Genomic DNA, 24,825 nt, shown 5'->3' with positions numbered 1-24,825 from the left:
GGCGCATGTACGCCTCCCTCCGGGCCAAGGCCGTCTCCGCCGCGGTACTGACCGCCGGCCTGTGCCTGACCGCGACCGCCTGCACCAACTCCGGCAACGACTCGCCCAAGTCCGACGCCGGCGCGAGTGCCAACAACACCGCGGCCGCCCAGCAGCTCGCCACACCCACCGACTCCGCCACCGGCAAGGGCTGCACGTACCAGACGTACGGCGGCGGAGTGCCCAAGCTCGACATCACCGACGGTAAGACGGTGGTCGGCTTCTCGCAGTCCGAGTCGACCAGCAACCCCTTCAGGGCCACCGAGACCAAGAGCATCGAGGCGCAGGCCAAGCAACTGGGCGTCAAGCTCATCGAGCGCAACGCCAACGCCGACGTCAACGCGCAGAACTCGCAGATCGAGGACATGATCGCCCAGGGCGCCAAGGCCCTGATCGTGGCCCCGGAGAACTCCGACGGCCTCGGCCCCGCGCTGGCGCAGGCCAAGGCGAAGAAGATCCCGGTGCTCACCATCGACCGCACCGTGACCGGCACCGCGTGCGGCGACTTCATCGCCTTCATCGGCTCGGACTTCTACGGCCAGGCGCAGATAGCCGCCGACGACCTCGTGGGCGCCACCGGCGGCAACGCGCACGTGGCGATCCTGACCGGCACCCCCGGCAACAACGTCACCACCGACCGGACCAAGGGCTTCGAGGACCGGGTCAAGGCCAAATACCCGAACGTGAAGGTCGTGGCCTCGCAGACCGGCAACTTCGCCCAGACCGACGGCCAGAAGGTGATGGAGCAGCTGCTCCAGGCGCACTCCGACATCAACGCGGTCTACGCCGAGAACGACGAGATGGCACTCGGCGCCATCCAGGCGATCAAGTCCGCCGGCAAGACCCCCGGCAAGGACGTCAAGATCGTCACCATCGACGGCATCTCGCAGATGGTCCAGAACGTCGCCGGCGGCCAGGCCGTCGCCGACATCGAGACCAACCCGCGGTTCGGTCCGCTCGCCTTCCAGTCGCTGCAGGACTTCTACGGCACCACAGGCGTGCAGCCCAAGGTGATCATCAAGGACGGCCACTTCACCGCGAGCAACGCCAAGCAGGCGCTCTCCCAGGGCCTGGTGTACTGACCGAGCCGCCGGGTCCGGTGGCCGCGGAGGTCCTCCTCCCGCGGCCACCGGACCCGCCGCACCGGCTGCCGCGCCGTACCACCGCGCCCGGCAGTCCCGTACGAGGAGGCAGACGTGGTCCACAAGGACCCCGAGCCCCGCGGCGACTCCGTCCTGGAGGTCGCCGGGGTGAACAAGAGCTTCGCCGGCGTGCACGCGCTGCGCGACGTGGACTTCGCCCTGCGCCCCGCCGAGGTGCACGCGCTGATCGGCGAGAACGGCGCGGGCAAGTCCACCCTGATCAAGGTGATGACCGGGGTCTACCGTCCGGACTCAGGGACGGTGCGGCTGGCCGGCCGCGCACTCGACTTCAGGAACCCGCTGGAGGCACAGGCCGCCGGGATCTCCACCATCTACCAGGAGGTCAACCTCGTCCCCCTGATGTCGGTCGCGCGCAACCTCCACCTCGGCCGTGAACCGCGCCGCTTCGGGCTGGTCGACGTCGCCCGGATGAACCGCGAGGCCACCGAGGTGCTCGACCGCTACGGCGTGCACGTCGACGTCACCCGGCCGCTGCGCAGCCTGGGCCTGGGCGCCCAGCAGATGGTGGCGCTGGCCCGCGCGGTGCAGGTCGACGCGCGCGTGGTCATCATGGATGAGCCCACCTCCTCACTGGAGCCGCGCGAGGTCGACACCCTCTTCTCGGTCATCCGCGACCTGAAGGAGCAGGGTATCGCGGTGGTCTACGTCAGCCACCGGCTCGACGAGCTGTACGCGATCTGCGACCGGGTCACCGTGATGCGCGACGGCGCGGTCGTGCACACCGGGGCCATCGCCGAACTCCAGCGGCTCCGGCTGGTCTCACTGATGCTCGGCCGGGAGATGTCGGCCGTACGGGACAAGGGCACCACCGCGTTCGACACCGACCGCCACGACCGTCAGGAGGGCCAACCCGTCCTGAGGGCAACCGGCCTGTCGATCCGTCACCGCTTGCATGGCGTCTCGCTCGACGTCCACCCCGGCGAAGTCGTGGGCCTCGGCGGGCTGCTGGGCGCTGGCCGCAGCGAGACCGCGAAGGCGATCGTCGGCGCGCTCGCCACCGAGAGCGGCACCGTCGAGGTCGAAGGGCGCGCGATGCACCGGCGCAGCCCCGCGGCCGCGATCCGGGCCGGGGTCGTGATGCTCCCCGAGGACCGCAAGGCCGAGGGCATCATCCCCAACCTGTCGGTGCGCGAGAACATCTCGCTCGCCGCGCTGCCGCGGCTCTCGCGCGCCGGCTTGGTCTCGCAGGCCAAGCAGGACGAGATCGTCACGTTCTTCATGGAGCGGCTGCGGATCAAGGCGTCCGGTCCCGACCAGAAGGTCAGCGACCTGTCGGGCGGCAACCAGCAGAAGGTGCTGCTCGCCCGCTGGCTGTGCCTCAACCCCAAGGTGCTGCTGCTCGACGAGCCGACCCGCGGCATCGACGTCGGCGCGAAGGCCGAAGTACAGGGGCTGATCGACGAACTCGCCGGCGACGGCCTCGGCGTACTGCTGATCTCCTCCGACCTGGAGGAGCTGATCGAGGGCTCCGACCGCGTGGTGATCCTCAAGGACGGCCACGTCGTCGGGCACCTGGCCGACGAGGAGGTCACCGAGGAGGGCCTGCTCGACGCGCTCGCCACCGCGCCCGAGGAGACGGCCGGCGAGCCCGCCCCGCACGATGCGACGGGCGAGGCCCCTGCTGAGCCTGCCGTGCACGATGCGCAGGGCGAGGAGCCGGCTGAGCCCGCCGCGCACGATCCGCAGGGCGAAGGCCCGTCGGAGGAAGCCGCCACGGACCCGGGCGGGACGTCCGAGCCTGCACCCGTCAAGGAGAACCAGCGATGACCTCGCTCACCTGGCCCGGCCCCGTCGCCGACCGGGCCCGCCTGCTGCGCCTGCTCCAGGAGTTCGGCGTCTACGCCGCCCTGGTCGCGCTGTTCCTCGTCGCCGTAGGACTTGACACGTCGTTCGTCGAGATGAGCAACATCCGCGTCCAGCTCTTCCAGGTGGCGCCTACCCTGCTCGTCGCGCTCGGCATGGCCCTGGTCATCGGCACCGAGGGCATTGACCTGTCGGTCGGCGCCGTCATCGCGCTGGCCGCCTCCGTCGTGCCGCTCTACGCCGGGTACGGGCTTGGCGGAGTCGTGGTCGCCGCCCTCCTGCTGGGCGCCGCGTCAGGAGCGGTCGGCGGTGCGATGGTCGCCTTCGCCCGCATCCAGCCCATCGTCGCCACCCTGTCGCTGATGATCGGTGTACGCGGCCTGGCCGAGATCATCAACGGCAACTCCGCCAAACCCGTCACCCAGTCCGGCATTCTCGACCTCGGCTCGCGCAACATCGCGGGGCTGCCCGAGATGGCGTGGATCGCCGGGGTGTGCGCGCTGCTCACCGGCCTGCTGGTGCGCCGCACGACCTTCGGCAGGCAGCTGGTGGCCGTCGGCGACAACCGGCAGGCCAGCCGGCTGTCCGGGCTGCCCGTGCGGCGCGTGCTGATCACCGTCTACATGATCTCAGGGGTGCTGGCCGCGCTGGCCGGCGTGCTCATCGTCGGCCACGGCGCCGAGGCCGACCCCGCCAACCAGGGCCTGAACATGGAGCTCGACGCGATCACCGCGGTCGTCGTCGGCGGCACCCCGCTGTCGGGCGGCCGGGTGCGGGTGCTCGGTACCGTCGCCGGAGCGCTGTTCATGCAGCTGATCACCGCGGTGCTCACCCAGCACAACGTGCACACCTCGTACACCCAGATCGTCGAGGCGGCCATCATCTGCTTCGCCGTGTACGCCTCCCAGGAGCGTGGTACCCGATGACCTCCACCGTCCTGACGACCGCGGGGGCGGGCACAGCGCGCTCCACCCTCGGCGAACGGATCGCCTCACAGATCCAGCGGCGCGGCGCGCTGGCCGTGCTGGTGCTGGTCGTCGCCATCGCCTCCGCGACCTCCTCCACCTTCCCGACCTGGTCCAACATCAGCAGCATCCTCGGTAACAACGCGTTCGTGTGGCTGCTGGCGCTCGGTATGACCTTCGTCATCATCACGGGCGGCATCGACCTGTCGGTCGGCTCGATGTACGCGCTCGGGGGAGTGCTCGGCGCCTACGGGTCCACCCACGGCACATGGCTGGCGATCCTGCTGCCGCCGGCCGTCGGAGCCGCCTGGGGCACCGTGCAGGGACTGCTCGTCGCCAAGGCCCGCATGGCGCCCTTCATCGTCACCCTGGTCGGACTGCTCGGGCTGCGCGGGCTGTTGCAGGCCATCACCGACGAGGGCGCGACCACCTACCTCGTGCCGCAGCACTCCGCGTTCCGCCCGCTCGGGGCCGGCACCTGGACGCCCGTGCTGATCGTGGCCGCGCTCTTCGCGCTGGGCGCCCTGCTGCTGACCCGCACCCGCTTCGGCGCCACCCTCACCGCGATGGGCGGCAACGAGAACGCGGCGCTGCTGCTCGGCCTGCCGGTGGCCCGCGCCAAGGTACTGGTCTACCTGTTGTCGGGCACGCTCGCCGCCGCCGCGGGAGCGCTCGGCGGCGCGCGCCTGGGCTCCGGCGTGACCACCATCGGCGTCGGCTACGAACTGACCGCCATCGCCTCGGTCGTCATCGGCGGCACCCTGCTCACCGGAGGCAGCGGGTCGGTCAGCGGCACCGTCAGCGGCGTTCTGCTGCTCGCGGTCATCCACAACCTCATCGACCACTACTTCTCGCAGTACGGCTCCGCCTTCACCGACACCGTGAACGGCGCCTTCCTCGCTGTGGTAGTCCTCATGCAGACCCTGCTCAGCCGCACCCAGCAGCTGGAATGAGCACCCGTTGCCGAACCTGGCGCCCGCGCGGCCGCCCAGCAGACAGCCGGACCATCCCTCCGGCCCCCTGAGAAAGGATTGCCGTGGGCGTCAGCCTGAAGGATGTCGCGCTGCGGGCCGGCGTGTCGGCGAAGACCGTCTCGAACGTCGTCAACGACTACCCGCACGTGACCCCTCGCACCCGCCAGCGGGTCCAGCGGGCCATCGACGAGCTGGGCTACCGGCCCAACCTGACAGCCCGCCACCTGCGCAAGGGCCGCACCGGCCTTATCACGCTGGCCATCCCCGAGCTGGGCAACCCCTACTTCGCGGAGGTCGCCGGCGCTGTGATCGACGCGGCCGCCCGACACGACCTGACGGTGCTGCTCGACCACACCGCGGGCCTGCGCGAGAAGGAGATACTGGTCTCGCAGGGCTTCCGCTCGCACGTCATCGACGGTCTGATCCTCAGCCCGATCCGGCTGGAGCGCGAGGACCTGCTGGCCCGGCCCGAGGACCCGCCGATGGTGCTGCTGGGCGAGCGCGAGTACGACGTCCCCTATGACCACATCATGATCGACAACGTCGGCGCGGCCCGGATCGCGGTGCGCCACCTGCTCGACCTCGGCCGGCGCCGGGTGGCCTTCCTCGGCGCGCGCCGCGAGAGCGCCCGCCAGCCCGCCCATCTGCGGCTGCGCGGCTGGCGAGAGGCGATCACCTCGGCCGGCCTGGTCCCCGACGAGTCCATGGTGGTGGCCACCGAGGGCTACGACCGGGCCGACGGCGCCGCCGCTATGGCCTGCCTGCTCGACCGGGACAAGCGCCCCGACGCCGTCTTCGCCTACAACGACCTGGTCGCGCTCGGCGCCATGCGGACCCTGGTCGAACGCGGCCTGCGCGTGCCCGAGGACATCGCCGTGGTCGGCTTCGACGACATCGAGGAGGGGCGCTACGGAGCGGTCTCCCTCAGCACCGTAGCCCCGGACAAGTCGGGTCTCGCCCGCCTCGCCGTGGACTGCCTCGTGGAGCGGATCGCCGCCCGGGGGGAGGACACGCCGCCGGCGCCCCAGCGGATCCTGCCCGGCTACCGGCTGATCGTGCGCGAGTCCACCGCGATCCGAAGAGCCTGACCGGCACCAACCTCAGCGCCGCCACCACCTCCCCACCGAGGACGACCGAGGATGACGATGTCGATGTCCCGCCCCACCCTGACCGGCTCACCGTTCGGCACCGCGCCCGACGGCCGACCCGTGCACCGCTGGCGGCTGGACTCCGGCGGCGGGGTCCGTGCGGACGTGCTCACCTACGGCGGCATCGTGCACAGCCTGCGCGTGCCGGGACCGTCCGGGCGCGTCGACGACATCGTGCTCGGCCTGCCCGGCATGGCGCAGTACACCGCGCCCAACCCCTACCTCGGCGCGCTCGTCGGCCGTTACGGCAACCGCATCGCGGGCGGTCGCTTCACCCTCGACGGAGTGACCCACCACGTGCCCGCCGCCGACCGCGGCCACGCGCTGCACGGCGGCCCCGACGGCTTCCACCGGCGGCTGTGGGACGGCCGCCCGGCCTCCGGCAACGGCGGCGACCTGGCCGCACTGCGGCTCGAACTGCGCAGCCCCCACGGTGACATGGGATTCCCCGGCACCCTGGACGTCGCGGTCACCTACAGCCTCGACCGCAGCGGCACCCTCGCCGTCGACTACCGGGCCCGCACCGACCGGCCCACCGTCGTCAACCTCACCAACCACTCGTACTTCAACCTCGCCGGAGCCGGCCGCGGCGACGTGCTCGGCCACACCCTGGCACTGGACTCCGAGGCGTACCTGCCCGTGACCGCCGAGGCGATCCCGCTGGGCCCGCCTGCACCCACTGAGGGCACCGCCTTCGACTTCCGCCACGCCCACCCGATCGGCGACCGGATCGCCGATCAGGACGGCCAGCTCACCGACGCCGGGGGCTACGACCACTGCTGGGTGCTCTCCCCGGCCGCCGCCACAGGGGAGCTGCGCCGCGCGGCCCGCCTCGCCGACCCCGACAGCGGCCGGCGGATGGAGGTGTGGACCACCGAGCTCGGCATCCAGGTCTACACCGGCAACGCCCTGGACGGCTCGCTGGCCCGGGCCGACGCCAAGCCCTACGAGCGCCACGGCGCCGTGTGCCTGGAGACCCAGCACTTCCCCGACTCGCCGAACCGCCCGGAGTACCCGAGCACCGTCCTGCAGCCCGGCGAGGAGTACCGCACGCGCACCGAGTTCCGTTTCCCGCACCTGGCGGATTCCTGACGAGGAATTGCCCACGCTTGCCTCCGACGTCGTGCGGGCATCGCACGACGTTCACCGCACGGTCGCCAGGGAAGATCGGACGCGGATGTTCCTCGGCGGTGTCTGCCGCGCCCTGGCCACTCTCTCCCTATCACCATCACCTTCGCCAGAGGGCGAACGCAACCGGGCCCTGGGCCAGGAGCCACCGGTAGCAGCGCCATGGTGCTCGGTTCGCTGCTCGGCGGTGTTTTTACGCAGGTCTTCGGCTGGGCCGCCGTCTTCTGCGTCAACGTGCCGCTGGCCGCCTTCGTCGGCCTCCTCGCGCTCGGCGTCATTCCGCCGACCCACCGCACCGCGGTCGGCCGGGCCGGCTGGGCTGCGGTGGTTCGACGGCCTTGTTCCCGACGGGGGCGGACCAGCCGCGAGTCAGTAGTGGCTCGGTGCAGGCGCGCACCGGGGGCCGCTGGCCCACGGGTCATGTACCGCGGTGGGTCCTCGCGGTCAGCCTGTGACCATGTGACGCCGTCCGAGTCTTGCACCGGACACCGGTGCCCGGTGCACGAAAGCATCCCACCCTTGCCAGGTTGTCGGAGGTGCCAGCGGTACGAACCCGGCGCTGTCAGCCGAGGAGTGGTTCACCATCGCAGCGAGTCCTCAAAGGCGTCGTAGACAGTGCCGACCTGCACTCCCTCGATCCGCACTGCGGCCAGCTGCGGCAGCAGGATCTCCAACTCGACGTCATACACGTCCCATCCTGCACCCGGAACAGGGAAAAACCACGCACCTCGACGCATTCGATCACCGGCTACGAAAATCTTGTCAGAGCCTAATTCCTGATAGACCCGGCTGTTCGGCTTCCGCTACTGACGGGCAGGGTGGGGATGGGTGGGGAACATACCGGTGCTGGGCCCAGTGGATCCGGCTCAGAGCGACGAGCTGGTGCACTTCACGAGCCGGGGCACAGGGCGGCCCTTTCCGCTGGAAGTGCCCGACGAAATCCGGCGGATGCGGCCCCGGGAGAGGCTGAACTCGATCCTTGGCAGCCGTGTGCAGAAGGGCTTGGGTGCAGATCTTTTGAGGGTGTCTGGCACGAGCGTGACCTGCGGGTTCACGCAGGTCGGCCGCGACGGCTGCGGGGCAACAATGGACTCAATCCGTACGAAATCGCAGGTGGGCCAAACCCTCAAAAGATCTGCACCCAAACGTGATAGTCCCGCGGTGAATGTTTGCTCCACATCAGGCTTCTCGCCTGTGGGAATGCCGAAACACTAGGGTGTTGCGAGTGGGTCCGTTGTGGACGTCGCCGATCCATCGGGCTCACCGGCACGCTCACGCTGGATGCCCAGGGCAACCGCAACGCCGAATGGATCTTCCAAATCGGATCGACCCTGACGACTGCAACCGCAAGCCGCGTGCTCCTCACAGGCGGTGCCACGGCCCGCAATGTCATCTGGCAGATCGGAAGTCCGGCAACCCTAGGCACCGATACCGCCTTCGTAGGCAGAATCCTGGCCGCGATCTCGATCACTGTGAACGCCGGTGTAACCGTCAACGGCCAGACCCTGGCCCGCGACGGCTCCGTCACCTTGGCCACCAACACAATCGCCCGCGCCTGGTGAAGGACCCACACGCCGCGAGTGACGCGGCAGCCACCTCCCGCAACCTGGACCCTGCTCAGGTCGTGCCTGTTCCCGTCGGGTCGGCCCGACCGCCGCACGCGGTGAGCGGCGGCCGGTGCCGTGCCTCACGAGGCGGGTTGCTGGTTCTCCGATCGGATCATGCGGCGCAGGCTGGTCCGCGTCGCGGCGAGATCGTCCTCCGTCTCGGTCAGCCGGCCCTGCAGTTCCTCGCTGCGACCGCTCCTGAGCGAGGGCGTCTTCGAGACGCTGGTTGGCGACGGTGAGTTCGTCGACGAGGGCGCCGAGGTCGGCGGCGCCGGCCTGGTCGATCTGCTGGCCCAGGGAGCGGCGCAGGGCGGCCTTGAAACGTTCGACTTCCTCGCGCAGCCGTCGGTTGTCCTCCCGGGTGATCTGCTGTTCGGCCTTCCAGTCGGCCGGAGCCTTCCGGGCACCGTCCTCGCGCGGCTGACGGGCCTGGCGCAGGCGGGCCTGCTCGATGTACTCGCGCACGCCTTTGGCGTAGACGAGCCAGCGCGAGACCTTCTCGGCCTTGGCCACCGCGGTGAAGGTGACTGGCTCATTCTCCGAGAGCATCTGGTCGACCACGGCCAGGACCCGGGCGCGCTTGTCGCGGGCGTCCTTCTGGCGGGCCTCACGCAGGACCTGCGCGGGCGTACGGGACTCACTCATCGCACATGCTCCTGGAGGGAAGGCCGACGATCGGCAGCGGCCTCAGCAGGAGCAGCTACCTCAGCTCACCTCGGCGAACACCGGGTAAGGGGCGCCCTTGTCCGTGCGGGTCACGGTCACGCTGTGCGTCGCGGCCGGATCCGTGAACTGGATGACCACCTGCTTCCCGCTCGTGTTGTTGACCACGACGCCGTCGTGAACCTCGGCGCCGTGGGTGTCCGACCAGACGACGACGCGCAGCGTGGCGCCCGGGTCAGTCGCACCGCCGATGAGGGTGTTGTCGGTGAAGAAGCCCACGGTGCGGGCGCCCCCGCGCAGAAAGCTCGTGCCGCACAGGCCGGTCGGCGTAACGGTGAACAGGGGCATGTCGACCTCCGAGAAAGGCATGGGGGCAGGCGCCGGGGCAGGGGTGGGCTTGGTGGTGAGGACCGCGGCGATCGGGAAAGCGCCCGGGTCCCCGTGGTCGTTCTCCGGGACGTGCATGTGCCCGCAGTGGCCCTTGAAGTTGGACCAGGCCGTGGTGCTCATGCGGACGCCGTTGACCCCGTAAGAGGCGGGGTATGGCTTCCACGTCAGGCCGGAGGTGAGCGGCACTCCGTGCGCGTCGTGGCACCACTTCGCGAAAGCGGCCAGGTCGCGCACAGCCCAGTCCGGGAGTTCCGGCATGTACAGATGCGGGGTGCCCGCCTTGGACCAGGCCGCGTGGGTGGCCGGGTCACACGTGCCGACAATCTCCACCTGGGCAACGTTCAGCGTGTTGGTGGCGATCTGCCCGGCCGTGTGGACCAGCGCCCTTGATGAGGTGTCGAATCCGAAGTGCTGGTACCAAAGGAGCCTCTGTGCCTTGAAGTCCGGCACGGCTGTGAGGTTCGGCGCGATCGACCCGCCGTTGTAGTCCGGCAGGACGGTCGTCTCGGTGGAATGCCACACGATAGTGTTCGTGGTCATCGGGTCGCCCTTGTTGGGGCCGCTGTCGTACCAGTGGCCCGTGGACGCCCCCGGGTAGATCTCGGCGGCCGCCGGCGCCGCCTGCTGGTCGACGCCGGGCCAGTACTCCGCGACCACGGACTTGTCCCAAGCGGTGGTGTTCTCGTACTGCTTGGCGATGGCGCCGACCGGGATGGCCGGGTCGTTGTCGTACTGCGCCACCCAGTAGTTCGGTTCGCTTACGTGGGCAGTCTGGAACGCGGAGCGGACCGCGGGCCAGGTCGAGGTGTTGCAGTAGACCGTCAACTCGCCGTTGGGCTTGTCCGACATGGTGTCGGTGCACCACAGGACGGCCTCGGCTGGAGTGGCGTCGCCGTTCTCGACGTCGAGTACCTGCGCGCGAGTGGTGTAGCGCACCGCGATGCTGACGACGGTGGCGTGCGGGAACCGGGCCCGCATCTCCGGCACGTTGGCATACAGGCCGTCGGCGTACCCGGCGACCATTGTGGCGCTGGCCGGGATGTTCCCCGGCGTCACCCCGTCGTACATCGTCCGCATATCAGGCTCCCGGACCCGGCACGGGCGGATACGGCGGCGCGGGCGGCACCGGAGCCACCGGCGGCGCGGGCTTGGTCGGCCGAGCAGCGACCTGCGCAGCCGCTGCAGTGTGCCCGGCCGCCGCCAGCAGGCCGAGGATCGCCACCAGCGGCGTCTGGATCGCTCCGGAGATGTTCTGGGAGATGATCCCCGCCGTGCCCAGAGCCACCACGGCCGCTGCGGCGAGAGACACGAGACCCTGTGGGCTCTTGGCGAACTGTTTCCAATTGATGGACGCCATGAGGCGCCTCCGTTCTTGTTGTGGGCCTGCGCCCGGTTACGGCCAGATTCGGAATGCCATGTGGCCGAGCAGCCACACCATGAACGCGAACAGAACGAGGTGCAGGACGTTCCACTGCCAGATCGGTACGCCCTCACGCACGCCGAACCACGACCACACCGTGTCCGACAGGGTGTTCCGAGAGCCCGTCAGTAGTGCCCACGTCTCCGGCAGCAGGAAGCCGATCACCAGCCACGCCGCCCAGTACCACTGCCACCGGGTCACGGCTCTCCCTTCTGCCCCCTGACGAGGTCCCAGTCCTGCTCCCGGAGCGGTCAGGGTGACGCCGACTGCCCCATTGCCAGAGGGGGAGAGGGCGGTGACCTGGGTGGGCGAGACGATGGGGACGGCGGTGGCCGAAGCGCACCGCCGAGGTGCCGCTCAGATTTGTGCCGGTGACGGTGACGAGTGTGCCGCCGCCGCTGGATCCTTGGTTTGGACTGATGGGCATGGGATTCCTCCTCGCTCGGAATGCGGTACATTGCCGAGCAGTGATGGGAATGCTCCGACCGGAGTACGTCCCGGGTGGATGCGAGCCAGCTCTCGTGTCCACTGGCCAGGTGGTATCTCGATGGCCTTGCGCTGGTGCTGATTGGCGGTCTGCGGCCGCCTGCATCGCACGGGGCTATCGGAACACCGCCGCTCCGGCATCAGCTGCCGCCGATTCAGGGCTTCCTCGTGTCCGTCGATGATTCGTACGCCTGCCGAAGCGGACACAGGAATTAACCCATCAGGGTGGTTCTTAAGACAAGACTTACGACACGGTGTCAACCGTTCAGTGGAGCGCTAAGAGGCGAAACACGGCGCACATATAGCGTATTTACGAATAGCTATTGATGGTTTGATATTATCCGCCGCGCCCGGATTTTTTCTCCGCAGCACCGAGGAGCGCTCTAGCGTCTCGTGATCCTGCAGTCGTTACTTGAATCGATGGAGCTCGTTGATTCTGGCATGGAGCTCTCTGTAAAACAGGCCGCCGAATTACAGGAGTTGGTGAACAGTCGCGACCTGCCGACTGCGGTTCTTCCAACGCCAGCTGAACTACGAGGCCACTGACGACCGCGTCACCCAGCACCTACGTGAAAGCTACGCCCACTTCATCCCGGACGCTGCGCCTGCCGGAAACCTGTGCCGTTCAGAAACGCATCGCTGCTGGTCACGCCGTGTGTCTGTACTCGTTGACGCCGCCGCCGAGCACTCGCGTGCGTAGGAGAGGGTCAGTGGCAGGGTCGCCCAAGGGCACCGGGTGCTCCGCGACAAGGGGAGCTGCCCTCGAGCCCGATGGCGCCGGTTCTCTTGGGGTCGTTTCGTTGCCTGTGGTTGCGGAGCTGGAGTTTGTGGAAATGAGAGTGGGTCCGCGTCTTGAGTGCTTGACCGACACCTGTGGTGCATGGTTCATCGGGTGGGGCGGGTGGCGTTGATTTCGGTCATGAGTGCGCGGTTGGCTGCGCGGGCGGCGGTGAGGTCTTGTTCTCGTTCCTCGAGGTGCAGGCGGACATCGGTGATCTGCTGCTCGAGGTTGATGATCTTCTGTTGGAGGGCGTCGATGTCGTCGGGGGCGCAGCTTCCGCTGTCCTGCCAGGACTGCTGGCCGAGTTGTTCGGACAGTTTCCGTTCGAGCTGGCGGATGCGGGCGGCCTGTCGGGTGGTGCGGTGCTGGGAGGCCAGGAGTTCGGCGTGCAGGGAGGCTCGGCTGACCCTCGCGGTGTTGTCCGGGGCGTCGGGGCGTGTTGGTGTGCGGTGTGGATCTGTGCCAGCAGGTCGGGGTGGCGATAGAGGAAGGACCGGTCGACGCCGGCGGCGCGGGCGATGGAGCTGGGGGTGATCTCCGCTCCGGCGCGCTGGGCCCGGCTCAGGGCGTCGTGGAGGCGGGTGCGTCGGCGGTGGGAGTCGGCCTGGCGGCCGACGTGCATGGCGAGGGTCGGCGGGTTGCTCAACTCTGCTTCTCCTGGCGGGTATCGAGTGGGGTGACGCGCATGCGGGGCATGCCGAGCATGACGGTGCGGTGGCGTCCGGGTCGTTCATGCCTTGGCGGATCCGGGTGATCGGGCTCCGCGCTCGGGAGATCTCCGCTTCGGAGGGCAGGGCCTCGGCGCGGGCCCAGTCGTCGAGTTCGACGGCGGCCCGGATGCGCTCGCGGTTGCGCAGGAGGTCGTCCAGGTAGGCGCTCAGGTCGGGGAGGTAGGAGACGTCGGTGCGGGAATGGTCGCATCCGGTGCAGCGGAACCGGAATCCCACAGCACCCGTTCGTCCGCGTCGGCGCCGAGCGGCCGGGCGTAACTGACACGGCGTAGCGGTGCTGGATCACGAACCCGCAGGTCACGCTCGTGCCAGACACCCTCAAAAGATCTGCACCCGAAGGGCTTCCCGCCCTTTGGCACCACCAGGGCGTGTGTGTGCTTCTCGGAGAGCCCGCCGGACCACCTCGCCCACCTGATTGCCGAGCGAGGATTCGCACCGTGGGGCATCGTCATCACCCGCAACCAGATGCTCAACGCCGGCGGCGGCTCCGTCGCGTACGTGCCTTACGGTGTCCGAGCGCAGTTCGAGCAGGCCGGGCTTGGGCACTGGGCGGTGCGCACGGACTCCGACTCGCTGTGGATGCACGAGCGTGAGTGGCGCTTGCCTCTGGGCTCCGGCGGGGGCGTCCGGCTGGGCGGCCTCGCGGCGATCCTGGTCGGTGACCCAGCGTTTCGCCCGTCCCCTGTCGGGACGGGCGAATGGATCGACAGAGCGACCGCGAGAGCTGCCCGGGCCCAGATGGGAACCCGTTCTGTGAGGAACGCATGGATTTCCCAGCGTTGTGGCGGAAGTCATGGGTCTGGGTTTGGGACGCGACCAGCCGGAGCGTCGTGCGGCACGAGCCGGGCACTCTGAACTGAACTGCTATTCGCCACCCCGGGCTCGGCATCAGGGCCGTTCCGGCCCTGTGAGCGGCGCTGAAGGTTCGCCGCCCTGACCTCGTACTCGGCGGGGGCCTGCGCCGGCCCCCGCCCCTCATTCGGCAGGCTGCGGTTGGAGGAAAATGGAGATGGTCGCCGCATGGGCCACGCCGAGCTTGAGCCCGGCCCGCCAGATCTCCCCGGCCGTCGTCACTCCAGCGGCCAGCACCTCGTACTCCGCCAGCGCCTGATCCTCCTCCGCCGACCGGAACCCCTCCCACGGCAGCGCGTCGGGGTGCTCATCACGTCAGTCCCGCGGCAGGGCGATCGACTTCGCGCTGGTGTGCCAGCACGCGGAGCGTACCCGCAGCACCAGATCGGACGGCAGCCGTACCGAAATCTGATCTGGGCAGTGCACGTCCCGGGAGCCCGGCCAGCGCCCGCCGATCAGTGCCTGCTGTGGCAGCGGCGGCCACTTCTTCCGGTTCCACCCCCGCTGCTTCAGCTCCTGCCGCACGCCGTACGCGACCAGCACATCGCGGGTGTCGATCAACTTCCCGCGATCCTGCAGGTTCGCCTTGTGTATCTGCCACTGCGCCCGCCGCGCCGCCGCCTCCCGGCTCGGCAGGCCCGCGACGCTCCGCCGGGACGCGCCCTTGAGCTTCTTGGCGCGCTGCCTCTCCGCGGCGAACAGCAGATGGGGCAACCCTAGTACAAGCAGCGCTCATCCGTGCGCGGTCATCGCTTCACGGGCGGGGCAGCGCGGCGAAGTCCACCGCGCCCAGGCTGGCGGCGAGCTCGGCAGCCGCCTCCCGGATGCGGGCCGGCAGGCCGATGTCGTCCGGCTGGTCGGTCCAGCGCTCGAACGCGGTGCGGAAGATGGCGACACCGACCTGCGCGAGCAGCGTCGCCTCCGATTCGGTGGTGCCTCGGTCCCGCAGCGCGTCCGCCACCGCCTCGGTCGCGGCGGCAAACTTGGTCCGCCCCCGTTCCTGCAGCTCCGGGCTGGCCCGGACGACCGCGCGCCGTTGCGCGGCGAGCGGGGCCTGGTCGGCCAGCACGCCGGCGACGTCCACGAGAGCGGTCAGGAGGGCCTCGAAGGGCGAGAGGGTGTCGTCAGCGTGCCGGACGGAGTGGGCGAGGGCGACCGGAAGTTGTTCGGATCCGGCAAACAGCACGTCCCGCTTGTCCGTGAAGTAACGGGAGAACGTGCGCCGGGTCAGCCCGGCCCGCTCGGTGATTTCCGCGACGGTGACGTTCTCGTACCCATGCTCAAGGAACAGCTCCAGCGCTGCCTCGCGGAGCCGGTCTTCGGCGCATGGGTCCCATCGCGGCATGGCCACCATCATAACAGCGATGACTCGGTGCGTCATCGTCACTGCTATGTTGATGACTCAGTGAGTCATCGACATCGAGGCATAGGAGTAGGCACCATGGCGCTTTCAGGTCAGCGCATCGTCATCATCGGCGGCAGTTCAGGGATGGGACTGGCCACGGCCCGCGCCGCAGCGGCGGCCGGGGCGGCAGTCACGATCGCGTCGAGCGACCAGGGGCGCCTGAAGGCCGCGCTCGCGCAGTTGCCGGACACCTGTGAGGGGGCGGTCGTCAACACCCGCGACGAGGCTGACGTCGCTGCCCTGTTCGCCCGCGTCGGCGAGCTCGACCACGTGGTTTACACAGCGGGTGACACGGTGCGTCCGCAGCCGCTGGCAGACCTGCCGCTCGACGCCGCCCGGGAGCTGTTCGAGGTCCGCTTCTGGGGAGCGGTCGCCACGGTCAAGCACGCGGCGCGGCGCGTCCGGCCGGGAGGCTCGATCGTGCTGACGTCCGGGACGGTCGCTGTTCGCCCCGCACCCGGTACAGCGCTCGCGGCCGGCGCCGCCGCCGCCACAGAGGGCCTGACGCGAGGGCTGGCTGCCGAGCTCGCCCCCGTCCGCGTCAACGCGGTCCGGCCGGGAGCAATTCGGACGCCGCTGTGGGACCCGGTTCCGGAGCCGCAGCGTGCCGCGCTGTTCGCGACCCTCGCTGATCGGACGCTCACCAAGTCGATCGGCGAAGCGGACCAGATCGCCGCGGCGCACCTGTACCTGATGAAGAACCGCTTCGTCACCGGAACCGTGCTCACCGTTGACGGAGGCGCCATCCTCGCCGGGAGCTAGCCCGCTCACTGTCCTGCCCAGTCCAGGGAACCAGGAACGGCATGGTCGCGAGTCGGAGCCGTGCCTCACGGAACCAGCTCCGTGAGGCACGGCGACGGCCGGTTCGAAGGCGCTCAGCGAAAATCCCGACTGGAACGAGCCCGACTGACGGGGATGCATCCGCGTCAGTCGGCGTCGGGGACGATGAGTCTCACAGGCTCACGTCATTCCTGCGGTTCGCGGGGTCAGGGCTGCACAGCCAGCCGTTGATGGCGAAGCGGCTGTCCGCGTGCTGCTTGCTCGGGCAGCTAACCGGCCGTACCTCATGCCAGGCGGTGGGTCGGAAGAACACGATGCTGTCGTGCTCGGGCTCCCAGTCCCGCCAGGTGCGCTCCTCCCACTTTCCAGCTGTGTCGGTGTGTAGCGGCAGGGCGGCGTCGAACACACGCAGCTCGCCACCGTCGAAAGGCCGGGGTGTGCGGTGCAGGTAATACACGAACGTGAGCAGACGCCGGGGGGCGAACTCGGCGCTGGTGTCCTGGTGCGGCCGGTAAAAGTCGCCGTCGTTGTGCACGTTGAGGCTGTAGCTGGGTTCGGTGTGCTGGCAGGAGACTCCCAGAGTGTGCTCGACCGCCTCCAGTACCTCATCGATGGCTGCCATCAACTCAGACGCGGCGAATTCCTGGCACGAGCGGGACCGGCGAAAGTCGGGGACCACCTCCCGGTCACGAATCATGGAGGGCTTCAATGTGTCGCCAGCGGAGGCGATGGCGCGCTCCAGTAGGGCGCCGGCCGTCTGCTCACCCAGGAACTGAGTGATGCGACAGACCGTCACCGGAAGCCGCCAGATCGCGTCCGTACACACCGGCGACCGCTGATCCATCGCCGCGGATGGTCCCGTCACGGTGTCGTGTCGTGCCAAGGTGTCCTGCCCTGTCATGGTGTCCTGCCTTCTGGATCGCGATGAGTGTTCCGCAGGGGCCGACTCCCCCCAGCCCTCTCAGGGAGTGGGCGGCGACCGTGCGCCGCGCTCGGCCTGGGACGCGCCCGTGGCCACTGGCCGTCCGGCCTCCGACCGCTGGAGCACCACAGCAGGCCGTCTGGCGTCGTCACGCGGCCTCGGGCGTGTTCACGCTCGCGGCTTCTCGCAGACGATCCACTTCGGCCGTGAGTTCTTCCACGCGGCGGTGCAGTGCCTGGACGCACACCAGGGCGACGCCGAGGCCGTCGACGACGGGGATCTTGGTGTCGTCCTGGTTGAAGCCGAAGGCGGCGTGCCAGTCCTGGGCCATCGGCCCGAGGTGGCGCACGTCTTCGGGCTCCCAGAGGTAGCGCCAGGTACTGACGGGCAGCGCGGCCACGGTCTCCAGGACCGTGTAGCCGTTGACCGCGCCGACCGGGGCCACAGCGCCACTCTCCCGCGGGCCGGCCGAACGACGGGCCGGGGCATTGTGGTCGGCCGCCCGGGACCGCCGGTGGAAGATCCGCATCCTTACCGGCTCCAGTCGACCGGGACCACGTCTTGCTTGAGCCCGCGGTCACTGCAGATGGAGCACGGGGCGCCCGGGACACCTGGGCCCTGGTCGGTGCCGATGGTGATCGCTCCGTGGGCCCCGGCCGGGGCGTGAATGCCGTCGCCGACCATCGCGGCTTCGTAGCCGCCCAGCAACTCCTGGAGGGTTCCGGGACCCAAGTCCTCCGGAGCGGCGATCGCGGCAATGCCGGAGTCGTCCGTGTAGGCCATCCCCAGCGTCCGGCCGCCCATGGTGGCGAACACGATCTTCGCACCGCGGATGGGCTCCCCGGTCACCGCGTCGACCGCCATCGCGTTGATGTTCTCCAGTTGCATCTGGGTGACATTCAAGGTGGCCTGGCTGGTCGTGAGCCTGGTCGGCTTCAGGCTGGGGCATTCCGCCCCGCTGCACGACGCGGCCGATGGGGTGGTCGCAGACGCGGTGACACCGCTCCCCGCGCCCAGCGATGCCAAAGCCGCGGCCATCACCGCGACGGTCTTACGACCTACAGAACTCATGTCCACTCCCGTGGGAACTGCCCGAGCGTGATCCGTGCCAGCGCATGACGGCCGGGACGGCCTGGGCGCGTGCAGCACGCGACGGGTGCCGCCCCCTTCGGACGACGCGACCGAGCGTATCCACGCCCATCTGGCCTAACCAGCTGACAACCGCGAGTTCGCACTATCTGATGAACCGCCAGCAGGAAGGTGACGAACGCGATCGACGAGCACAAGCCAATGAGCGATCGCCGAAGAACACCGTCGCAACCGACTCACCACCGCAAAACCGTGTGGGAGTGCCCGCCCTCCAGGAGGGCGGGCACTCCCACACCGCCGTATCGGCACTCGATGGGCTGACCTCTGGCGCCAGCTCACCCACGGACTCCGTATAGCGCAGGGTTGGAACACTGCCTCTTCCCCAGCCTTCCGCCGCCTCGCACCCGGCTGCAGCGCGGTGATGGTGCACCCGGCACCTAAATCGACGCGACGGGCATGAGCAAGGACGAGTGGACCAGCGCCCGCGACCGGCTGCGCGAGACGTGGGCGACGCTCGGATTCGTCCCCTACGGCGACACTCCCTACATGATCTTCGCGACCTGCTGGGCCGACCCGGAGAACAAGCAGGCCACCCTGCGCAAGGCGAGCGTTCGACGTGATGGTCCTGATGTACGTCCAGGAATACTCCATGGACAAGACAGCCCGCATCATGGGAGTGACCTCCGCGACGGTGCCCTCCCACCGCGACCGTGCCCGCCTGCGGATCGCCCGGGACCTGAACCTGGATCCCGCGCCGGATCGCGTCGACGAATAGGAGTACGTCCCATGCCCCTACAGCGTCGCCTCGATGACGTCCTGGCCGATGCCGGAATCCCCGCCGACCCAGCAGGCGAAGAGGAAATCGCCGCCTCCGGCCGACGCATCGAGGCAGACTTCGCCGAAGCGGTCCGGCACACCGGAGCCGGGGGCGCCCCCGCATACGCCCTCCCGGCGGGGGACTCCCTCTTCCTCCTCGGCGGCCAGTCCTTCCCGGATGCCGCGCCGCACGCGCGAGCAGCCCGGTACCTGCGCGAGCTGTCCGTCCGGCTCATCAGCAACACCGGCGCCGCTGAGCAGATTGCCGAGCTGGCCTCTACTCATGCGATCGACCCGGACGGCGCACTGACCTTCGGCTGCCTGCTGCACCTCGCCGACCGGGAGGACGGCGCGGAGCGCCTGTGGCAGTTCGCCGCCGGCGCGGGCAAGCCCGCCTCCGCCGCCTGCCTGTACCTGCTGCATCTCAAACGCGGTGACCTGCGCGACGCCCGCCACTGGGCCCGGCAGGCTGCAGTCCTGGAAGCACTGGATGCCAAGGCCCGCCGAAAGAAGCGAGGCAAGGACAGCATCGGCGCCCGCCGCCGCCATCCCGTACCCGCCTACTGCCCGCCAGCCGGCATCCCCGAGGCCGTCATGCTGCTGCGCACCCTCCACGCGTTGCAGCCCGTCCACAGCGATGACGTCTCGATCACCGCCTTCCACACCCGCACCGGGACGCTTTCGAGCTCCCTCACGCAGGCCGTCCAGCGGCTGAAGACCGAGACTCATCCCGGGTACGGCCTGATCACCTGGCCTGACCAAAACCTCGCAGCCGAACTCCAGCAGTGCCTGCCCTCTTGTTGACCCCCACCGCAGTACCAGGCCGGTGACACCGGGGGCGAGGATTCTCCGGCCAGGCGGGCACCCGTACCGCTGCCCCGCACACACTGAGGCCCGCGCCTGCTAAGACGCACCGGCCCATCGGTAGTCTCCCGCCCCCCATGGCGCCTCCACCCGCCCGGTACCCCCGTCGCCGACGTACACCCAGGGGGCAGCCACCCAGCCCAGCCCCGCACACCTCGCTCGACCGGCACGGGTCACCACCCTCTCCAAGGAGCGGACATGCCCGTCACACACGATCCAGCCCATTGTCAGCACCGGCGCTGCCGTATCCGTCGATGGGCCACCAGCCACCGCTCCACGCTCGCCGACTACGCCCTGCGTGGCGCGTCCTACAAGGCGGGCACCATTGCCATCAGCCTGCTCGCACTCTCGAGCAGTACGCCCAGGCCGACCACGCCGCCGGGGTGCCGGACCTGCTGCTGCAGAACACCAACCCCATCGTCAGCGTCCTGAAAGCCCGGCAGTTCGGCCTCCTGGACGAGGCGGAAGAGCTGCGCGTGATGGGCGTGGTCCATGACGGGGCCGATGCCGAGCGCCGGTTCGGCTACCTCGCGCAGCGGATCGCCGCGGACACCGGTGGGATGGTGCAGCTGATCGCGGTCTCGGAGTCGGTACGGCGGGCGCTGGTCGACGCCGGGGTTCCCGGCCGCAGAGTGCGCACGGTCCTCAACGGCCTGGACGTCGGCCACTTCGAGGACCGGCTGCGGCAGGCGCGCGCTGACGGCGTCTTCGCCCGGGTCCGGGACCGCAACCGGCTGCCCGCCAAGTGCCGCATCGTGCTCGTCTCGGCCCGCCGGGTGCCGTGGAAGGGCCACGAGGACGTCATCCGGGCCGCCGCCCGGCTGGATGAGCGGGGCCTGCTGGAGGACACCGTCGTGCTCTTCAACGGCGCCGGCCTGCTCGACACCCGGTACCCCAACCACGAGGACGACCTCACCCAGGCGATCGCCGACCTCGGCCTGACCGGGAAGGTGGTCCTGCTCGATGAGCTCAGCAGTGAGGAGGTCGCCGCCTGCTACACCGCGGCGCACGTCGCGGTGCTGGCCTCCCGGGAGCCGGAGCCGTTCGGGTACGCCAACGTCGAAGCCATGCTCGCGGGCGTCCCGGTCATCGCGACCGGGCACGGCGGTCCGCTGGAGTACATCGACGATGAGACCTCCGGGCTGGTGGTCCCGCCCGCCGCCCCGAACGCCATCGCGGCCGCGCTGGAGCGGCTGTGACCGACGACGCCGCACGCCCGCATCGCGGCCGCGGGCCGCTCCAGCGCCGGGCGGTTCACCCTGGGCGCCATGTTCGACGGGTACGAGGCAGCGATCAGCGCGGGCACCGCCTCGCCGGTCGCGGAAGGAGCTGGAGTGCGATGACGTACATCCTGGGAGTCAACGCGGGGCTTGGCATCTTCCACGATCCCGCCGCCTGCCTGGTCGACGAGCACGGCACCGTGCTGGCCTTCATCGAGGAGGAACGGCTGAACCGGGTCCGCCACTCGGCCGGGGTAAAGGCGCCGGCGCTGGCGGTCGCCCGGTGCCTGGAAACCGCCGGGATCGACGCGGCCGACGTCGACGTGGTGGCCGTGGGCTGGGACGAACCGCGCATGAGCGCCCGCCAGGGCGCCCCCTGGCACTTCGACAGCCCCCGTCACCTGCTGGGCCAGCTCGGCTTCTACGGGCCGCAGCTGCCGGACCTGCAGTTCCACCCCCACCATCAGGCCCACGCCGCCTCCGCCTTCCACGCCAGCCCCTACGACCAGGCGGCCGTCCTGGTGGTCGACGGCAACGGCGAGGACGAGTGCATCTCCATCTACCGGGCCCGCCGCGGCCAGCCGCTGGTGCGGCTGGAGCGCTGGCCGCAGGTCTTCAGCCTCGGCCACCTCTACGAAGCCGCCAGCCTGTGGCTGGGGCTCGGCCGACGCGGCGCCGGGAAGACGATGGGCCTGGCCGCCTACGGCGCCACCGACAACGTGCCGGATCCGGGGTGGTTGAGCGTCGGCCCGCACGGTCTGATCTCCGCGCTGGGCACCAGCACGGGCGACGACTACTACGCGACCAAGGACCGCTGGCACAAACGCATCCGCCAGTTCGCCGGGGCGGCCGGACCGCAACAGCCCACCGCGAACCTGGACGCCGACCCGAACGCGGTCAAAGTGGCCGCCGCCGTGCAGACCACCGTCGAGACGGTGGTGAGCTGGATGGCCGGCCAGGTCCGGGAGATGACCGGCATCGACAACCTATGCATCGCGGGCGGTGTCGGCCTGAACTGCGCGGCCAACGGCCGCCTGCCCGGCGAGCTGTACGTACCGCCTGTTCCGCACGACGCCGGCGTGGCCCTCGGCGCCGCCTGGTCCCTCGCGGCCCCCCGCGAGGCGGTGGTGTTCTCCGCCTACACCGGCGGCCTGCCCGGCCCGCTGCCCACCGACCTCGGCTCCGTCACCGCGCAGGAACTGGATGTCGACCGGGTGGCGGACCTGCTGGCAGAGGGCCGCATCGTGGCGGTCTGCCGGGGCCGCAGCGAGGTCGGCCCCCGCGCCCTGTGCCACCGCTCCTTCCTCGCCTCCCCGGTCACCGCGCAGATGCGGCAGTGGATGAACTCCCTCAAGCGCCGTGAGCAGTGGCGCCCCTTCGGGCCGGTGACCCACACCGACCCCGGACTGTGGGAGCCGGCCGGGCACTTGGAGCGGTACATGATCGGCGCCGCCCGCCTCACCTGCTCCGGTGCCACCGCGCTGCCCGCCGTGGCGCACGTCGACGGCACGACCCGCCCGCAGCGGCTGGAGCCCGGACAGGAGGACTTCGTCTCTGCCGTCCTGGACGCCCTGGTCCAGCGGGGCCACCCGCCGGTGTTGCTGAACACCTCGTTCAACGGCCCCGGCGAACCGCTGGTGGAGACCGCCGGACAAGCGGTGGCGTGCGTGCGGCGCCTCGGTGCGGACGCCCTGGTCGTTGATGATGCGCTGGTGCTGACCGGCGACCGCGCGATGGTCCCCGGGTGACTTCCACGCCCCTGCTGATCTCTCCGCCCGCCGGGTACGAGCGGATCGGCGACGGCGAGCACAGCGAGGTCTTCCGCCGACCGGGCAGCCGGCACTGCATCCAGCTGTTCCGGCCCGACACAGAACTGACGGTCGAGAGGATCAACACGGAGTACGCCTACCTTCGCCAGGCGTACTCCGCCCTCCCCGGCCTGATCCCCGCCCAGCGCCTGATCGCCCATCACCGGCATGTCCACCTCGCCACCACGGTGCTGGTCAAGGAGTGGGTGGGCGTCGACGCCTCCCGGCCGCTGAACCGCGTCCGCGCCGGCGGCCTGGCGCCGGGCACCGCCGCACAGCTCGAACAGTTCGTCGCGGCGACCAGGGCCCTGCTGGCACGGGTCGCGGTCGAGGAGATTCTCCTGCCCGACATCATCGACATCCGGTTCCGTAACCTCGCCTTGGACACCCACGGGCGCTTGCGGCTGCTCGACACCAACCAGCTGATCAACACCCGCGCTCTGCGGGCCCTGGCCCCCGGCCAGACCCTGGACATCACCCGCCGCCGGATCCACGCCGCGCTACTGCGGCGCCTGATGTACCTGGACGCCGCCTTCTGTGGCCGCACCCGCGCCCAGCTCACCAGCGACCCGCTCTACACCCGCTACCTCAGCCCCGCCAACTTCCAAACCCTGTTCCGAGGCAGCACCGCCGCAGGCGAACCCTGTGACAGGCACCGATCCCCACATCGGCGCGCGCAATATCCAGTCCCGCCCAGACCACGACTCTGGCACGATAAGTATCCGCAAGATCACCCACCGAAACCGTGAAGGAATCCCCATGCTGCGCATCGCCGTCCCGAACAAGGGATCACTGTCCGGACCAGCGGCGGCCATGCTCCATGAGGCCGGCTACCGCCAACGCACCGACGCCAAGGAACTCGTCATCCTCGACGACGCCAACGAGGTGCAGTTCTTCTTCCTCCGCCCCCGGGACATCGCCGTCTACGTCGGCTCCGGCAAACTCGACATCGGCATCACCGGCCGCGACCTGCTGCTGGACTCCGCAGCCGCAGCCGAGGAAGTCCTGCAACTCGGCTTCGCCCGCTCCACCTTCCACTTCGCCGGCACACCCGGAACCGCCGGGGCGGTGCAGGACCTGGACGGGGTGACCATCGCCACCTCCTACCCCGGCGTGGTCGAAAAGCACCTGGCCGAACACGGCGTCCACGCCGGCGGGATCGTCCGCCTCCACGGAGCCGTGGAAACTGCCCTGGAGCTCGGCGTCGCCCAGGTCATCGCGGACGTCGTCGAGACCGGCACCACCCTGGCCAACCTCGGGCTGCAGATCATCGGTGAGCCCATCATGGAGTCCGAGGGGATCGTCATCCGCCCCGCCGGCGCAGACACCACCGATGAGCGCGCCCAGCGCTTCCTGCGCCGTCTGCAGAGTGTTCTGGTCGCACGCAGCTACGTACTGATGGATTACGACATCCGCATGGAGGGTGTGGAGGCGGCCGTGGCCCTCACGCCCGGCCTGGAGTCGCCGACCGTCTCGCCGCTGCACAAGAAGGGGTGGGCTGCCGTCCGCGCGATGGTCCCCGCCGACCAGGCGCAGAGCATCATGGACGAACTGGTGACCGTCGGCGCCCGCGCCATCCTGGTCACCCGCATCCACGCCTGCCGCATCTGACACACCCCACGCCGCTCGGTCGGTGTGCGCGCTGCTTACGACGTGGTGCTCGATTGAGGTCGGGCTGTGCTGGCCTGGCGGGTTGGCTGGTGGTTGATTACCGCATGGCCGCGCGGTCGGAGACCAGGCCGGCGATGGCTTGGTAGGTCTGGTCGAAGTA

23 protein-coding genes and 2 pseudogenes are annotated in these 24,825 nt (G+C 69.8%); 14 read left to right on the top strand and 11 right to left on the bottom strand.

Annotation, left to right across the window (positions count from 1 at the left end):
• Positions 1–5: 5 nt before the first annotated feature.
• The 7 genes and pseudogenes from FCI23_RS38495 to FCI23_RS38465 form a co-directional block, all read left to right on the top strand.
• Positions 6–1,121 carry an ABC transporter substrate-binding protein gene (locus FCI23_RS38495; RefSeq protein ID WP_136728814.1) on the top strand — a complete coding sequence of 372 codons (1,116 nt, stop codon included), beginning with the start codon at positions 6–8 and terminating at the stop codon, positions 1,119–1,121.
• A 114-nt stretch (positions 1,122–1,235) separates the two neighbouring features.
• Complete coding sequence (locus FCI23_RS38490) at positions 1,236–2,969, top strand: ATP-binding cassette domain-containing protein (RefSeq protein WP_136728813.1); 1,734 nt, start codon at positions 1,236–1,238, stop codon at positions 2,967–2,969.
• Positions 2,966–3,931: an ABC transporter permease gene (locus FCI23_RS38485; RefSeq protein WP_136728812.1), complete on the top strand. Its 966-nt coding sequence runs from the start codon at positions 2,966–2,968 to the stop codon at positions 3,929–3,931. Before FCI23_RS38490 ends, FCI23_RS38485 begins: the two co-directional genes overlap by 4 nt.
• Entirely contained in the window at positions 3,928–4,923 is a 996-nt protein-coding gene (locus tag FCI23_RS38480) for an ABC transporter permease (protein ID WP_136728811.1), read from the top strand. Before FCI23_RS38485 ends, FCI23_RS38480 begins: the two co-directional genes overlap by 4 nt.
• Before the next feature lie 83 nt (positions 4,924–5,006).
• Complete coding sequence (locus FCI23_RS38475; RefSeq protein WP_136728810.1) at positions 5,007–6,032, top strand: LacI family DNA-binding transcriptional regulator; 1,026 nt, start codon at positions 5,007–5,009, stop codon at positions 6,030–6,032.
• A gap of 51 nt (positions 6,033–6,083) precedes the next feature.
• A complete protein-coding gene (locus FCI23_RS38470) occupies positions 6,084–7,184 on the top strand; it encodes an aldose epimerase family protein (RefSeq protein WP_246144485.1) in 1,101 nt (366 codons plus the stop codon).
• Positions 7,185–8,389: 1,205 nt separating this feature from the next.
• Positions 8,390–8,707: pseudogene (locus FCI23_RS38465) on the top strand (ice-binding family protein); the annotation flags it as partial.
• Here FCI23_RS38465 and FCI23_RS63275 read toward each other — a convergent pair.
• The 8 genes and pseudogenes from FCI23_RS63275 to FCI23_RS38430 form a co-directional block, all read right to left on the bottom strand.
• Positions 8,639–9,376, bottom strand: a complete 738-nt coding sequence (locus tag FCI23_RS63275; RefSeq protein ID WP_322973953.1) for a hypothetical protein — start codon at positions 9,374–9,376, stop codon at positions 8,639–8,641. The pseudogene FCI23_RS38465 and the gene FCI23_RS63275 overlap by 69 nt on opposite strands.
• Before the next feature lie 156 nt (positions 9,377–9,532).
• Positions 9,533–10,957, bottom strand: coding sequence for a hypothetical protein (locus FCI23_RS38455; RefSeq protein ID WP_246144484.1), 1,425 nt, complete (start codon positions 10,955–10,957; stop codon positions 9,533–9,535).
• Between the two features lies 1 nt (position 10,958).
• Positions 10,959–11,237, bottom strand: coding sequence for a hypothetical protein (locus FCI23_RS38450; protein WP_136728808.1), 279 nt, complete (start codon positions 11,235–11,237; stop codon positions 10,959–10,961).
• A gap of 36 nt (positions 11,238–11,273) precedes the next feature.
• The gene (locus FCI23_RS57055) at positions 11,274–11,501 is read right to left on the bottom strand and encodes a hypothetical protein (protein WP_169317119.1); all 228 of its coding nucleotides are present in this window, start codon (positions 11,499–11,501) and stop codon (positions 11,274–11,276) included.
• Between the two features lie 24 nt (positions 11,502–11,525).
• Positions 11,526–11,727, bottom strand: a pseudogene (locus FCI23_RS64665) (IPT/TIG domain-containing protein); the annotation flags it as partial.
• Positions 11,728–12,671: 944 nt separating this feature from the next.
• Positions 12,672–13,514 carry a hypothetical protein gene (locus tag FCI23_RS60695; protein ID WP_246144483.1) on the bottom strand — a complete coding sequence of 281 codons (843 nt, stop codon included), beginning with the start codon at positions 13,512–13,514 and terminating at the stop codon, positions 12,672–12,674.
• A 951-nt stretch (positions 13,515–14,465) separates the two neighbouring features.
• On the bottom strand, positions 14,466–14,864 hold the full coding sequence (locus tag FCI23_RS38435; RefSeq protein ID WP_136728807.1) for a hypothetical protein: 399 nt from the start codon (positions 14,862–14,864) through the stop codon (positions 14,466–14,468).
• 40 nt (positions 14,865–14,904) lie between these two features.
• Positions 14,905–15,495, bottom strand: a complete 591-nt coding sequence (locus FCI23_RS38430; RefSeq protein WP_136728806.1) for a TetR family transcriptional regulator — start codon at positions 15,493–15,495, stop codon at positions 14,905–14,907.
• Between the two features lie 96 nt (positions 15,496–15,591).
• Here FCI23_RS38430 and FCI23_RS38425 point away from each other — a divergent pair, with 96 nt between their 5' ends.
• Positions 15,592–16,317, top strand: a complete 726-nt coding sequence (locus FCI23_RS38425; protein ID WP_136728805.1) for an SDR family oxidoreductase — start codon at positions 15,592–15,594, stop codon at positions 16,315–16,317.
• A gap of 190 nt (positions 16,318–16,507) precedes the next feature.
• Here FCI23_RS38425 and FCI23_RS38420 read toward each other — a convergent pair whose 3' ends face one another.
• The 3 genes from FCI23_RS38420 to FCI23_RS38410 all read right to left on the bottom strand — a co-directional run bounded on the left by FCI23_RS38420 (position 16,508) and on the right by FCI23_RS38410 (position 18,328).
• Complete coding sequence (locus tag FCI23_RS38420) at positions 16,508–17,179, bottom strand: 2OG-Fe(II) oxygenase (protein WP_136728804.1); 672 nt, start codon at positions 17,177–17,179, stop codon at positions 16,508–16,510.
• A gap of 226 nt (positions 17,180–17,405) precedes the next feature.
• Positions 17,406–17,786 carry a tail fiber domain-containing protein gene (locus tag FCI23_RS38415; RefSeq protein WP_136728803.1) on the bottom strand — a complete coding sequence of 127 codons (381 nt, stop codon included), beginning with the start codon at positions 17,784–17,786 and terminating at the stop codon, positions 17,406–17,408.
• 2 nt (positions 17,787–17,788) lie between these two features.
• Positions 17,789–18,328: a hypothetical protein gene (locus tag FCI23_RS38410; protein WP_136728802.1), complete on the bottom strand. Its 540-nt coding sequence runs from the start codon at positions 18,326–18,328 to the stop codon at positions 17,789–17,791.
• Positions 18,329–18,995: 667 nt separating this feature from the next.
• On the opposite strand from FCI23_RS38410, the gene FCI23_RS62610 reads away from it, so the two are divergent.
• The 6 genes from FCI23_RS62610 to hisG all read left to right on the top strand — a co-directional run bounded on the left by FCI23_RS62610 (position 18,996) and on the right by hisG (position 24,665).
• Positions 18,996–19,121, top strand: a complete 126-nt coding sequence (locus FCI23_RS62610; protein ID WP_322973951.1) for a hypothetical protein — start codon at positions 18,996–18,998, stop codon at positions 19,119–19,121.
• 11 nt (positions 19,122–19,132) lie between these two features.
• Positions 19,133–19,966 (top strand): hypothetical protein, encoded by an 834-nt coding sequence (locus FCI23_RS38400; protein WP_136728801.1) that lies wholly within the window; start codon positions 19,133–19,135, stop codon positions 19,964–19,966.
• 443 nt (positions 19,967–20,409) lie between these two features.
• Positions 20,410–21,225 (top strand): glycosyltransferase family 4 protein, encoded by an 816-nt coding sequence (locus FCI23_RS38395; RefSeq protein ID WP_169317120.1) that lies wholly within the window; start codon positions 20,410–20,412, stop codon positions 21,223–21,225.
• Positions 21,226–21,365: 140 nt separating this feature from the next.
• Entirely contained in the window at positions 21,366–22,994 is a 1,629-nt protein-coding gene (locus tag FCI23_RS38390) for a carbamoyltransferase C-terminal domain-containing protein (RefSeq protein WP_136728799.1), read from the top strand.
• The gene (locus FCI23_RS38385; RefSeq protein ID WP_136728798.1) at positions 22,991–23,803 is read left to right on the top strand and encodes a hypothetical protein; all 813 of its coding nucleotides are present in this window, start codon (positions 22,991–22,993) and stop codon (positions 23,801–23,803) included. Before FCI23_RS38390 ends, FCI23_RS38385 begins: the two co-directional genes overlap by 4 nt.
• A 10-nt stretch (positions 23,804–23,813) precedes the next feature.
• Complete coding sequence (gene hisG, locus FCI23_RS38380; protein WP_136728797.1) at positions 23,814–24,665, top strand: ATP phosphoribosyltransferase; 852 nt, start codon at positions 23,814–23,816, stop codon at positions 24,663–24,665.
• The last annotated feature ends 160 nt before the right edge of the window (positions 24,666–24,825 follow it).

This window comes from Actinacidiphila oryziradicis, assembly GCF_005047355.1.
GTDB classification, from domain to species: Bacteria; Actinomycetota; Actinomycetes; order Streptomycetales; family Streptomycetaceae; genus Actinacidiphila; species Actinacidiphila oryziradicis.
Note: the sequence above shows the minus strand (reverse complement) of the source record. Positions and strands in the feature narration are given on the sequence as shown.